The 13,078-nt window shown below is 74.7% G+C and carries 8 protein-coding genes; 1 reads left to right on the top strand and 7 read right to left on the bottom strand.

The window, feature by feature from the left end; all coding sequences use genetic code 11:
* Position 1: 1 nt before the first annotated feature.
* Complete coding sequence (locus JOE61_RS14940; protein ID WP_193666957.1) at positions 2-1,315, bottom strand: ABC transporter substrate-binding protein; 1,314 nt, start codon at positions 1,313-1,315, stop codon at positions 2-4.
* A 3-nt stretch (positions 1,316-1,318) separates the two neighbouring features.
* Positions 1,319-4,111, bottom strand: coding sequence for a hypothetical protein (locus tag JOE61_RS22260; protein ID WP_193666956.1), 2,793 nt, complete (start codon positions 4,109-4,111; stop codon positions 1,319-1,321).
* Positions 4,112-4,304: 193 nt separating this feature from the next.
* Between JOE61_RS22260 and pepN the strand changes: the two genes are divergently transcribed.
* Positions 4,305-6,725: an aminopeptidase N gene (pepN, locus tag JOE61_RS14930; RefSeq protein ID WP_193666955.1), complete on the top strand. Its 2,421-nt coding sequence runs from the start codon at positions 4,305-4,307 to the stop codon at positions 6,723-6,725.
* A 184-nt stretch (positions 6,726-6,909) separates the two neighbouring features.
* Here pepN and JOE61_RS14925 read toward each other — a convergent pair whose 3' ends face one another.
* From JOE61_RS14925 to JOE61_RS22570, 5 genes are all read right to left on the bottom strand, one after another.
* Complete coding sequence (locus JOE61_RS14925; protein WP_193666954.1) at positions 6,910-7,890, bottom strand: ribose-phosphate diphosphokinase; 981 nt, start codon at positions 7,888-7,890, stop codon at positions 6,910-6,912.
* Positions 7,891-8,013: 123 nt separating this feature from the next.
* Entirely contained in the window at positions 8,014-9,480 is a 1,467-nt protein-coding gene (gene glmU, locus JOE61_RS14920) for a bifunctional UDP-N-acetylglucosamine diphosphorylase/glucosamine-1-phosphate N-acetyltransferase GlmU (RefSeq protein WP_307823037.1), read from the bottom strand.
* A gap of 63 nt (positions 9,481-9,543) precedes the next feature.
* Positions 9,544-10,176, bottom strand: coding sequence for a potassium channel family protein (locus tag JOE61_RS21785; protein ID WP_204797251.1), 633 nt, complete (start codon positions 10,174-10,176; stop codon positions 9,544-9,546).
* On the bottom strand, positions 10,173-11,966 hold the full coding sequence (locus JOE61_RS14910) for an ABC transporter ATP-binding protein (protein ID WP_193666953.1): 1,794 nt from the start codon (positions 11,964-11,966) through the stop codon (positions 10,173-10,175). The genes JOE61_RS21785 and JOE61_RS14910 overlap by 4 nt, the downstream gene beginning before the upstream one ends.
* 44 nt (positions 11,967-12,010) lie before the next feature.
* A complete protein-coding gene (locus JOE61_RS22570; RefSeq protein ID WP_193666952.1) occupies positions 12,011-12,988 on the bottom strand; it encodes an FKBP-type peptidyl-prolyl cis-trans isomerase in 978 nt (325 codons plus the stop codon).
* Positions 12,989-13,078: the final 90 nt, after the last annotated feature.

Here is a 13,078-nt window from a genome sequence, read left to right as displayed (position 1 = left end):
CTCAGCCTGTCGTGTCGTCGGCGAACCAGTACAGCCGGGGCCCGGCGCCGGCGGCGACCGGACGGGCACCGGGGTCCTGGCCGGTGGCCCGCAGCGCGACGACGTCGGCCGCGGGCAGGGCACGCTCGCCCCCGAAGTCGAGGCCGGGACCGGCCAGGCCCTCGGCCGGGCCGGCCTGCAGGCCGCTGAGGGCCGAGAGCACGTCGGCCGTCTCGACCGAGCCGGCCGCGCGGGCCGCCGCGGCGATCGAGAGGACGGCGTCGTGGCTGGCGGTGTCGGCGTCGGCGGCGACCTCGGCGAACGCCGCGTCGCCGAACAGGTCGGTGCTGGCGTCGTCGCCGGCGGCCAGGCGCAGCGCCGCGAAGAAGGCCGAGACCGCCTCGGCCCGGGCGCCCTGGGCGAGCGAGGTGGCGTCGCCGGCGTCGGTGCCGGCACTCAGGTAGGCCCCCGCGGTGGTGCCCGCGGCCTCGTCGAGCCCCGCCGCGAAGGCGGGGCTGAGGGCCTCGGGCGAGAGCACCACGGGCACGGCGGGCGCGACGCCCTGCAGCGCGGCCACCATCCTGGCCTGGGTGCTGGCCGCGGCGGCCACCACGACGCTGTCGACGCGTCCTGCGTCGTGGGCCGCGGCGACCCGGGCGGCGACGTCGTCGACGTCGGCCCCGATGGTGGCGGCGTCGGCCGAGCCGACGTCGACCTCGACGTCGTCGGCGGTGAGCACGAACGGCCTGCTCAACCCGTCGCCGGCCATCGCCTCGAGCAGCACCCGGTCGACGTCGGCGGCGGCCGGGCCGGTGGCGAAGGCGCCCGCGGGCAGCTCGCCGTCGCGGTCGTAGGGCAGCAGCACCGCGGTGCCGGCAGCGGTCGCGGCCTCGACCGCGGCGTCGAGGTGGTCGCCCCGCGTGGCCGCGACGATGCCGGCGACCTCGGCGTCGAGCAGCTGCTCGACCGCCGCCCCGGCCCCCTCTGCGGTGCCCTGGTCGTCGACGACCTCGAGCTCGACCCGGCCCCCGCCCAGCCCCAGCCGGTACGCCGCGACCGTCGCGCCCTCGGCCGCGCCCACCAGGTCCTGGCCCTGGCCGGGCTCGGAGCGCAGGGTCACCACCACGCCGACGCGCAGCGGCTCGTCGGCGCTGACCTCGGAGACCGTCGTCACCGCGACGGCCGCCGGCGCTCCCGCGGCCGGCCCGCTCGCCGCGGGTGAGCCGGGCCCGGGGGCGTCGCCGCCCGAGCAGCCGCTGGCCGAGAGCCCCAGCACCGCCGCCAGCAACGCGGTCAGCACCGCCGCCGGGGCAGGGGCGTGGACCAGTCGCCGCACCGCTCAGTCCTGGCCGAGGTGGAAGGAGAACACGGTGAGCAGCGAGTCGTCGGCGCCCACGCCGTCGTCGAAGGCCCGGAACTCCTGCTCGCGCTCGAGCGAGCGGATCGTCTGCGCCTGCTGCAGGAACACCTCGTCGAGGGTCCTGCCGCGCACCGCGCCGAACGCCGACGCGCGGGCGTTGGCCAGCTGCACCGAGTCGTTGGCCAGCCCGGTCTGCCCGGCCCCGGTCGCCAGCGAGCCGAGGATGCCGGTGCCGCCGCTCTCCCGGGTGCCGAGGTCGACCAGGACCCGCTGGAGGTCGGCCTGCAGCCGCGCCTCGGACTCGCCGAGGTCGCCGGTGGCGGCGGTGATGTTGGTCCCGATGGTGCGCAGCGCGTCGCCGACGGCACCGCCCAGGCGCGACTCCGCCTGGCGGACCTGCCGGTCGAGGCCGGCGCGCTGGCCCTGGATGCGGCGTCCGCCCTGGGCGACGATGCGCTCGGCGGCACGGTCGGCCCCCTGGCTCAGGGAGCCGAAGAGCTCGGCGACGCGCTCGTCGGCCTTGCCCCGGGCCCCGTCGGTGGCCTCGATGCTGCGACCGATCTCCCCGCCGGTGCCGTCGAGCGCCTTGCGGGCCTCGGCGAAGGCCTTGTCGACCTCCTTCTCGAGCCCGGCCTGGTTGCAGGCCACGCGCTGGTAGGCGAAGCGCAGGGCGTCGACCGAGCCCGCGGGCTCGCGGCCGGTGAGGTCGTCGCAGGAGGGCACCTGCGCCTGCGCGCCCAGCGCGGCCACCCGGGCCACCAGGCCGCGCAGGTCGGCGACGTCGACGGTGTCGTCGATCGCCTCCCCCAGCTCGACCAGCGCGCCGTCGACCGAGGTGCGCAGGCTCGCGAGCGCCCGCGCCACCGAGCCGTCGCCGTCGACGGCCGAGGTCTGCTGCACCGAGACCCACGCCGCCCGCACCGACTGCAGGCGCTGGGCGAGCGTCGTTCCCCCGGCGCAGCCGGCGGCAGCGCGGGCGGCGTCGATGCGGGTGACGAGTCCCTGCTGCAGCTGCTCGAGGACGTCGGCGGGGATGCGTGAGGTGTCGGTGACGTCGGCGAGCCCGGGGATGGCGCACACGGCCGAGGTCAGTGCCTGGGCGCGCTGGGCGATGCTGCCGTCGACGTCGGGGGTGCCGACGGCCTCGGCCTGGGCGCCGGCCAGGGCGTGGATGTCGGCGAAGGCGGCCTGCAGGCCGGTGGCCGCGCCGGGCTGCAGCAGGGTCTTGAGCGACTCCAGCGAGTCGACCAGCGAGCCCAGCAGCAGCGCCAGGGGCCGCACCGGCTGGCCCGAGCCGCCGAGGATCTCGTCGGCGGCGGCCTCCACCGAGGCCAGCTCGTCGACGACCGTGGCCATCGACTCGCCCAGGTCGTCGACCGCGCCGGCGTCGAGGCGACCGGCCAGGTCGGTCCCGAAGAGCGAGAGCACGTCGGCCTGCTCGGCCAGGCGCTCGCGCGCCGCGGCCAGCACGCAGACGGCGGAGGTGGCCTCGGGCCCGCAGTCGGCGAGCTCGTCGGCCGAGCCGATCTGGCGCGCCAGGTCGTCGGCGATCGAGGCGCGGCAGGCGCCGCTGGCGTTCGACAGGGTGCTCAGCCGGCTGCTGACGGCGGCGAGCTGGCCGTAGACGGTCGGTGCGGACAGGTCGCGGCCGAGCTCGACCCGGCACCCCTCGGCGCCGTCCTGCGGCGTGGGGGGCTTGATCCTGGCGGGGTCGCCGAGCACGTCCTTGACCTCGGTGAGGCTGGAGGAGAGCGCCTGGACGGCGTCGTCCTGCACACCGCCCAGCTGCTCGCCCAGCGACCCGTCGAGCCGGGCCAGGTCGGCCGACAGGCTGCCGAGCTGCTCGCTGACACCGACCGAGGAGCTCTGGAGGTCGGCGATGGTCTGCGCACCCAGCCGCTCGGCCGAGTCGGAGAGCCGGGTCTCGATGTCGGTGAGCACGGCGCCGGCCTGGGTCAGCACGCTCGTGACGTCGCCGATGACCTCGATCGTGCGCGCCTCGGTGTCGATGGCCCCGCCCCGGTCGTCGCTGAACGCCTCGTCGAGCAGACCCGTCAGCGAGGTGTCGGTCACCAGGCCGGGCTGCACGCCGATGTCGAAGGACGGCACCTCGAAGTCGTCGGTGTCGAGCACGAGGCGGAAGGTCGCGCTCGGCGCCAGCCGCGGGGGCGCCAGCATCGTGGCCCACTGCACCCGCGGCTCGCCGCCACCGCCACGGCTCAGCACGCCGTTGGTGACGTCGTCGTCGCCCTCCTCGCCGGTGACCACCTCGGCCAGGCTGCCCTCCCCCAGCACGGCCGAGGCGACGACGGTGAGCGGCACCCCGACCAGGGCGAACTGCGAGCGCTGCACGCCGCCGGCGTCGTAGGTGACCTCCTCGGGGCGCACGGTGGTGTTCTGCACGGTCAGGTCGAGGACCACTCGGCCGCTGCGGCCGGCGATCTCGCCGAGGTCGGTGCCGGCCTCGTCGCCGAGCCGGTAGGCGGTCTGGATGCGCACCGGCAGCTCGTCGGCCGCCTCCTGGGTGTCGAGGGCGGTCTGCAGCGCCTCACCACCCTCCTCGCCGCGGCGCACCGACGTCGACTCGACGGCGGTCAGGGCCCCGTCGGTGCCCAGCCGCACGTCGACCTGCTGCAGCACCTGCTCGCCCACGGCCTGCGCGGGCGCGCCGCCGGCCGAGAGCAGCGCCCCCACCAGGGCGACCGCGAGGGAGGCCCGCACGGTGCGGCCGGCGCGGGAGGGACGGATCGCGGCGTGGCGCGCGACGGACATGGGGGGCTCCTCGAGACTCAGGCCGGCCCCTCACCGACGCAGGGAGCCGATCGGGTTCCTGCTCGCCAGGGCCGTCCGGCAAACCAATGTCTAGACATCATGGGTCACCGCGACGGGCGCCGTCGGGTCTTCCCACGATCTGCGTGTCCCGGGCCCGGGGTGCTGCCCGCGTCACCCTCCCTAGGGTGGGCGCATGTCGCTCCCCCTCACCGAGGCCCGCACCCGCTCCGCGCAGGTCACCGACGTCTCCTACGACATCGACCTCGACCTGCGCGACCACGCCGGCGAGACCTTCGGCTCCACGACGACCCTGACCTTCACCACCGCCGCGCCGAGCACGTTCGTCGAGCTCACCGACGCCCGCGACCTCGTCGTCAGCGTCGACGGCCGGGCCGTGGAGGCGGCGTACGACGGGCGGCGGATCACGCTCGAGGGCCTGCCGGTCGGGACGCCCGTGTCGGTGCGGGTCGAGGCGCGGCTGCCCTACGTCAGCGACGGCGACGGCATGCACCGGATGACCGACCCCGTCGACGGCGAGACCTACGTGTCGGCCTACCTCTCCCTCGACATCGCGCAGCGGGTCCTCGCCTGCTTCGACCAGCCCGACATCAAGGCCACGATGGCCGTCGCGGTCTCGGCCGACCCGCGCTGGCAGGTGATCGGCAACGGACGGGTGACCTCGAACGAGGACGGGCGCTGGGTCTTCGCCACGACGCCGCGGCTGTGCCCCTCGCTGTTCGTGGTGTGCGCCGGGCCGTGGCACTCGGTGACCTGGGAGCACGCCGGGCTGCCGTTCGGCTGGCACGCGCGCGCGTCGCTGGCCGCCGAGCTCGACCGCGACGCCGACGAGCTGCGACGCACCACCGACGCCTGCTTCGACCACTACGCGACGCTCTTCGACGAGCCCTACCCCTTCGACTCCTACGACCAGCTCTTCGGGCCCGGCCACAACTGGGGCGCGATGGAGACCCCCGGCTGCGTGACCTACCGCGACGAGCTGCTGCCGCGCGGGCGGGTCACCGACGACCAGCGCTCGCGCCGCGCCACCGTCATCGCCCACGAGATGGCGCACATGTGGTTCGGCAACCTGGTGACGATGCGCTGGTGGGAGGACACCTGGCTCAACGAGAGCTTCGCCGACTACATGGGCTACCGGGTCGCGGCCGAGGGGGCGGGCTTCGGCGGCACGCTCGTGGTGCACGAGGCGACCCGCAAGCCCGCGGCGTACGTCGCCGACGAGCGACGCTCGACCCACCCGGTCGCGCCCGCGCCGGAGGACGTGCCCGACGTCGACAGCGCCTTCACCAACTTCGACTCGATCTCCTACGCGAAGGGCAACTCGTGCCTGCGCCAGCTGGTGACCTGGCTGGGTGACGACGACTTCCTCACCGGTGTCAACGCGCACCTGACCCGGCACCGCTTCGGCAACGCCACCCTCGACGACCTCGTGGCGGCCCTCGACGCCGCCTCGCCGCGCGACGTGCGCGGGTGGGCGGAGGTCTGGTTGCGCCGCACCGGCTTCGACACGATCGCGGTGCGCCGAGGCGACGACCAGGTGCCGGTGCTGGTGCGCGAGGGCGTGCGTCCGCACCGCTTCTCGGTCAGCGCCCTCGACGCCGACGGCGCGCTCGTGGCGACCCGGGTGGTCGACCTCGCCGACGAGGAGGTGGCGCTGACCGGGTGGGCCGGGCTGGCGGTGGTGCCCAACAGCCAGGGCGAGACCTTCGCCCGGCTGCGGCTCGACGCCACCTCGGCCGATGTGGTCGCCCGGTGCCTCGGGACGGTCGAGGACGAGCTGACCCGCACGGTGCTGTGGGCGCACGCCTTCGACGAGGTCCGCACCGGGGCGCTCCCGGTGTCCGGCTTCCTCGACCTGGTCGAGCGGCACCTGCCGGGCGAGCCGCGGCCGGCGCTGGTCTCGGCGGTGCTCGACCGGGCGCTGGGTCCGGTGCTGACCCGCTCCACCCCGGCCGCCGAGGCGCCCGCGGTGGTCGACCGGGTGGCCGCGGCCTGCCGCTCGGCGCTGGCGGCCACCGCCGACGACCAGGTGGTGATCGCGCTGACCCGTGGCCTGGCAGCGACCAGCCGCGACGCCTCCGCACTGCTCGGCTGGCTCGCGGCCGGGCGCACCGACGCCGGGGTCGACCTCGACCCCGGACTGCGCTGGTCGACGGTGGCGCGTCTCGCCGGGCTGGGTGCGCTCGACGAGGCCGGCATCGAGGCCGAGCGGCAGCGCGACCAGACCTTCGCCGGCGAGCTGGGCGCCGCCCGCGCGCTCGCTGCCCGCCCGAGCGCCGAGGCCAAGGCCGCGGCCTGGGCCACGATGAGCGCCCCCGACGTCTCGAACCGGGTCTTCGAGGCCGCCGCCCAGGGCCTGTGGGACCCCGAGCGCGTCGGGCTGTGCACGGCGTACGTCGACGCCTACCTGGCCGACTCCCCCGCCATCTGCGAGCGCCGCGGCCAGGGCTTCTCGCTGGTCGTGGGCCGCAACGCCTTCCCGGCGGTGCAGCTCAGCCCCGCGCAGCGCCAGCGCCTCGCCGACACCCTGGCCTCGGGCTCGGTGCCCACCGTGCTGTCCCGGCTGTGGAACGACCAGCTCGACGACCTCGGCTGACCCGGCCCAGATCTCACGCTGACCCGGCCTGAACTTCGCGCTGACCCGGCCCGAACCTGCAGCTCAGTCGCGGGTCACGGTCGTGGGCACGTCACCGGGTCTCGACACGCTCCGTCGCGGCCTCGTCCCTCGGCCGCGGTCGCTGCTCGACCACCGACGATCGCTGCCGCAGGCTCGGCAGCGATCAGGCGTGGCCGTCGAACATCGAGGTGACCGAGCCGTCCTCGAAGACCTCGCGGATGGCGCGGGCCACCAGCGGGGCGATCGAGAGGATGGTCAGCTTGTCGAAACGGCGGTCCTCGGAGATCGGGAGGGTGTCGGTGACGATGACCTCGACCGCCGGGCTGTTCTTGAGCCGGTCGACGGCGGGGTCGGAGAGGATCGCGTGGGTCGCGGCGATGACCACACCCGCGGCGCCGTCGGCCATCAGGGCCTCGGCGGCCTTCACGATGGTGCCGCCGGTGTCGATCATGTCGTCGGTGAGGACGCAGATCTTGCCCGCGACCTCGCCCACGACGCGGTTGGCGACGGTCTCGTTGGGCCGGTCGGTGCGGCGGGTCTTGTGGATGAAGGCCAGCGGTACGCCACCGAGCTTGGCCGACCAGCGCTCCGCGACCTTGATCCGGCCCGCGTCGGGCGAGACGACGGCGAGCGGCTGGTCGCCGTACTTCTCGTTGACGTAGTCGGTGAGGATCGGCAGCGCCATCAGGTGGTCGACGGGGCCGTCGAAGTAGCCCTGGATCTGGTCGGCGTGCAGGTCGACGGCGATGAGCCGGTCGGCGCCGGCGGTCTTGAAGAGGTCGGCCATCAGGCGCGCCGAGATCGGCTCGCGGCCGCGGTGCTTCTTGTCCTGGCGGGCGTAGCCGTAGAAGGGCATCACCACGGTGATGCGCTTGGCGCTGGCGCGCTTGAGCGCGTCGACCATGATCAGGTGCTCCATGATCCACTCGTTGATCGGAGCGGTGTGGCTCTGGATCACGAACGCGTCGCAGCCGCGCACCGACTCCTCGTAGCGCACGTAGATCTCGGAGTTGGCGAACTCGTAGGCCGAGGTCGGGACCAGCTCGGTCTCGAGGATGCCCGCGACCTCCTCGGCGAGCGCCGGGTGTGCCCGACCGCTGAAGACCATGAGGTTCTTCTCGGTGGTCTTCTTGTATCCGGTCACGAGCAGCTCCTGGGTCGCCGACGGGTGGGGTGCGCCCGACAGTCTGCCCCGCGGACGGTCGGCCGCGAAACCCGAGACCGGGCTGCGCCGCCCCGTGTGACCGACGTGACGCGCAGTCTTTGCCTAGGCAGACCCCGGGGCCCCTCCGGAGCCCTCTCCCGACCCCTCGGCGCGGGCCGCGGCCTCGGCCTGGGCGGTGCCCGCGCGCCGCTGCTGGGCCCACCGCTCGATCACCCGCATCGGCCCCGCGCTCAGCGCCAGCGCACCCGCCGGCACGTCGCCTCGTACGACGGTGCCGCCGCCGGTGCTGGCGCCGTCGCCGATGGTCACCGGCGCGACGAACGTGTTGTTGGAGCCGGTGCGGGCGTGCCGCCCGACGGTGGTGCGGTGCTTGGCCACACCGTCGTAGTTGGCGAAGATCGTGCCGGCCCCGATGTTGGCGCCCTCGCCGATCTCGGCGTCGCCGACGTAGGACAGGTGCGGCACCTTGGCGCCTGCGCTGATGACGGCGTTCTTGGTCTCGACGAAGCCGCCGATCTTGCCGCGCTCGCCCAGCCGGGTGCCCGGGCGCAGGTAGGAGAACGGGCCGACGTCGGCCTGCTCGCCCACCACGGCGAGCTCGCCGTGCACCCGCACGACGCGGGCCCCGGCGCCGATCTCGCAGTCCTTGAGCGTGGAGTCGGGGCCGATGACGGCGTCCTCGCCGACCACGGTCGCGCCGAGCAGCTGGGTGCCCGGCAGCAGCACCACGTCGGGGGCGAGCACCACGTCGGCGTCGATCCAGGTCGTGGCGGGGTCCATCACGGTGACGCCCTCGCGCATCCAGCGCTCGACGATGCGGGTGTTGAGCTCGCGGCCCAGCTCGGCGAGCTGGGCCCGGTCGTTGGCGCCCTCGGTCTGGCGAACGTCGTCGATCGGGTGGGCGCCGACGGTCAGCCCGGCCTCGCGCGCCAGGCCCAGCAGGTCGGTGAGGTAGTACTCGCCGTTGGCGTTGTCGTTGCCCAGCCGCGGCAGCGCCTCGTGCAGGAACGCCGCGTCGAAGGCCATGATCCCGGAGTTGATCTCGCGGATCTCGCGCTGGTCGGTCGAGGCGTCCTTCTGCTCCACGATCGCCACGACCTCACCGTCCTCGTCGCGCACCACCCGGCCGTAGCCGAACGGGTCGTCGACGACGCCGGAGAGCACGCTGACCGCACGCTGCGCCGCCTCGTGCTCGGCCACGAACGCGCGCAGGCTCTCGGCGGTCAGCAGCGGGGTGTCGCCGTAGGCGACCAGCACGGTGCCCTCGCGGGCGTCGGCCGCCTCGACCCCCACGCGGACGGCGTGGCCGGTGCCGGCCTGCTCCTCCTGCACCGCGAGCAGCGCCTCGGGGGCGAGCTCGGCGATGTGGGCACCGACCTGGTCGCGCTGGTGGCCGATCACCGCGACCACCCGTCGCGGCGCGCAGCCGTGGACGGCCACCAGCACGTGGCCCACCATGCTGCGCCCGCCGATGGGGTGCAGGACCTTGGCGGTCTTCGACCGCATCCGTGTCCCGCCGCCCGCGGCGAGGACGATCACGGTCAGGTCGTGCAGCACGGGGTCGGCCACGGGTTCTCCGAATCAGCGGGGGGCAGGAGCGCGCTCACTGTAGAGCCCGCAGGTGAAGCGCGCTCAGGTAGCGCGATCCTGGGCGACGTGGCCGAGGATCCAGGTCGCCACCGACGCGGTGACGGCACCGACCAGGCCGATGCCGACGAGCATCAGCGCCACCGCCACGAAGCGGCCCTCGGTGGTGACCGGGTAGTGGTCGCCGTAGCCGACGGTCGTCACGGTGGTCGCCGCCCACCACAGCGAGTCGCCGAAGCCGGTCAGGTTGGCGCCGGGGGCGCCGCGCTCGGCGTCGAGCACGGCGAGCGCGCCCAGCCCGACCGCCAGGGTGGAGGCGACCGACACGTAGACCAGCACCCGGCCGGCCAGCGACGAGGCGGCCGAGCGGTCGAGCATCCGCACCAGCGTCAGCAGGCGCAGCAGCCGCAGCGGGCGCAGCAGCGGCAGGGCGACCAGCGCGACGTCGTACCAGTGCCGCAGGGCGTAGGCCCGGGCGTCGGGCGCCAGCACCAGCCGCACCGCGAGGTCGACCGCGAAGGCGATCCACACCGCGTAGGAGACCGCGGTCAGGACGGTGGCGACGTCGGCGTCGAGCCGCGGGTCGAGCACCGGCCAGGCGTAGGCGACCAGGAAGGCCAGGGCCAGCAGGACCAGCGGCACCTCGGAGCGTCGCTCCCACCGCTCGACGCGGCTCACCGCAGCGCCACCGGGTCCGGCTCGCCGGTCTGGACCCGCCACAGCGCGGCGTACGCCCCGTCGGCGGCCAGCAGCTCGTCGTGGGTGCCCGCCTCGGTGACGCGCCCGGCGTCGAGGACCCAGATGCGGTGCGCGTGGCGCACCGTCGAGAGCCGGTGGGCCACCACGAGGGCGGTGCAGCTGCGGGTGGCCACCCGCAACGAGCGCTGGATGGCCGCCTCGGTCTCGTTGTCGACCGCGCTGGTCGCCTCGTCGAGCACCAGCACGCTGGGCCGGCGCAGCAGCGCACGCGCCAGGGCGAGGCGCTGGCGCTGGCCGCCCGAGAGGGTCACGCCGCGCTCGCCGACCAGGGTGTCGAAGCCGGCGGCGGTGGCCTCGACGAAGTCGCGGGCGGTGGCGGCCTCGGCGGCCGCGACGACCTCCTCGCGGGAGGCCTCGGGTCGCCCGTAGGCGATGTTGTCGGCGATCGTGCCGGCGAACATGTAGACGTCCTGGGCGACGTAGGCCATCGACCCGCGCAGGGAGTCCCAGTCGAGGTCGCGGGTGTCGTGGCCGTCGAGCAGCACCCTGCCCTCGCGCGGGTCGTCGAAGCGCAGCACCAGGCGCAGCAGCGTGGACTTGCCCGACCCGGTCGCGCCGACGATCGCGTGCGTCTCCCCCGCCGGCACCACCAGGTCGACGCCGTGCAGCACGTCGGGGCCGTCGGCGTACCCGGCCCGGACGCCGCGCAGCTCGATGCGCCCCTGGACCGGACGGGCCAGCGCGGTGCTGCCGGCCGGCACCGAGACCGGCACCGCCAGCAGGGCCAGGATCCGCTGAGTCGAGGCCCGCCCGCGCTGGTAGAGGTCGAGCACGGTGGCGACCTCGGTGAGCGGCCACAGCAGCCGCTGGGTCATGAACACCAGCACCGAGTAGAGCCCGACGGCCAGGTCGCCGCGCAGCACCGACCAGCCGCCGAGCAGCAGCGTGCAGGTGAAGCCGGCCAGGATCGCCATCCGCACCAGCGGCACGAACGCGGCCGAGGAGCGGATCGCGGCGCGGTTGGCCTCGCGGTAGGCGCTGGAGACGCCCGCGATCCGCTCGCGCTCACGGTCCTCGGCGGTGAAGGCCTTGATGGTCGCGACCCCCGCCAGGTTGGCGGCCAGCGCGCCGGACAGGTCGGCCACCGCGTCGCGCACCCGGGCGTAGAGCGGCTCGAGCCGGCGCTGGAAGACCAGCGAGCCGACCACGATCACCGGGATGGGGGTGAAGGCCAGCAGCAGCAGCGTCCACGACGAGGCCGCGAAGACCGCGCCGACGAGCAGCACGTTGAGCACCGTCTGCAGGATCGCGGGCGCGCCGACGTCGAGGAAGCGCTCGAGCTGGTTGACGTCGTCGTTGAGGGTGGCCAGGGTCGAACCGCTCGAGCGCGACTCGTGCCACGACATGTCGAGGTGCTGGGCGTGGTCGTAGGCCTCGACGCGCAGGTCGTGCTCGACGCCCTGGGCCAGGCCCCGCCACAGCACGTCGGCGGCGTACTGCGAGGCCGACTCGACGATCCAGACCACGACGTTGATCGCGGCCAGCCATCCCAGCTGCGCGTAGCGCGACTCCACCCCCAGCACCGCGCCCACCAGGGAGTCGTCGCCGCGCACGACGACGTCGACCGCCGCGCCGATCAGCAGCTCGGGCACCACGTCGGCGACCTTGTTGAGCGTCGACATGACGACGGCCAGGACGAAGCGGCGCCGGTAGGCGCGGTGGCGCTGCCACAGCGCCTGCAACGGCCGGTCGGGGGTGGTCGCGCTCATATTAGGTGACCCTAAGCCAACGGGTCCGACCGGTCGCGGTGGGGCTACTCGGCCTCGACCACGTCGATGAGGAACCACAGGGTCGCATTGCCGGGGATGTTGGGCGGGCTGCCCTGCGTGCCGTAGCCGTAGGCCGGCGGGATCTGCAGCAGCACCCGGCTGCCGACCGGCACGCCGTCGAGGCCGATGCTCCACCCGGGGATCAGTCCGCTGAGCGGAGAGACGAGCGGCTCGCCGCGCGAGTAGCTCTCGTCGAACGGCGCGTCGGCGTCGTACGTCGCGCCGAGGTAGTCGACGGTGACGGTGTCGGAGGCCTTCACCTTCGCCCCGTCGCCCTCCTCGAGCACGACCCGCTGCACGGGGGTGTCGAGCGCGGGCTCGTCGATGCCCTCGAAGTCGAGGCCGACGGGGTCGCCGCCCTCGCTGACCACGCTGGGCTGGCTGTCGGGCGCGGCGTCCTCGGCCTGGTCGCTCGACGGCGTCGGCGCGACCTCCTGCTCCTCCACCAGGTCCATCACGACCACCACGCTGTCGTCGGCGCCCAGCCCGAGGGAGTTGCTCTCGGCGCCCGGGCCCAGCAGGTCGGTGGGCGTGGTGACCGCCACGACCCGCGAGCCGTACGTCGCGCCGTCCATCATCTCGAGGAAGACCTCGCCGACCTGCTCGTCGTTGGGGATCGACTCCGGCGCGCCGTTGTCGTAGTCGCTGAAGACGTCCTCCTGCGTGCTGCCGTTGCCGACGTACACGTAGGTGCTCACCGTGGCGCCCTCGGCGATCTCCTCGCCGTCTCCCTCGACCAGGGTCTCGACCGTGGTCTCCTCCGGCTGCTCGATGGCCCCGCTCCACTCGGCGGTGAGGCTCTCGCCCACCTCGCCGGTGAAGCTGACCTCCTCAGGGCCCCCGGAGGAGCCGGACGAGCCGGTCGCCTCGTCGGCGGAGTCGGACTCGGAGCCGCAGGCCGCCAGGCCGGACAGCAGGACGACGGCGCACAGGGCGGCCAGGGGACGCGAGCGTCGGAGCACGGGCTTCTCCACATCGGAGGGGCGGGGGTCGGGGCGCGAGGGCCCCGGGTCGGGGTCGAACCTACGTCGCCGGTCCTCGCCCCGGCCCGG

Origin of the sequence: Nocardioides salarius (assembly GCF_016907435.1) — a bacterium.
Lineage (GTDB): Bacteria > Actinomycetota > Actinomycetes > Propionibacteriales > Nocardioidaceae > Nocardioides > Nocardioides salarius.
The sequence above is the reverse complement of the archived record's forward strand: the minus strand, read 5'-3'. Positions and strand labels throughout refer to the sequence as shown.

What these genes read in the sequence shown, in the direction of transcription:
- JOE61_RS14910 (WP_193666953.1), bottom strand. Translation starts at nt 11,966, where the DNA reads ATGAGCGCGACCACCCCCGACCGGCCGTTGCAGGCGCTGTGGCAGCGC.
- pepN (WP_193666955.1), top strand. Translation starts at nt 4,305, where the DNA reads ATGTCGCTCCCCCTCACCGAGGCCCGCACCCGCTCCGCGCAGGTCACC.
- JOE61_RS22260 (WP_193666956.1), bottom strand. Translation starts at nt 4,111, where the DNA reads ATGTCCGTCGCGCGCCACGCCGCGATCCGTCCCTCCCGCGCCGGCCGC.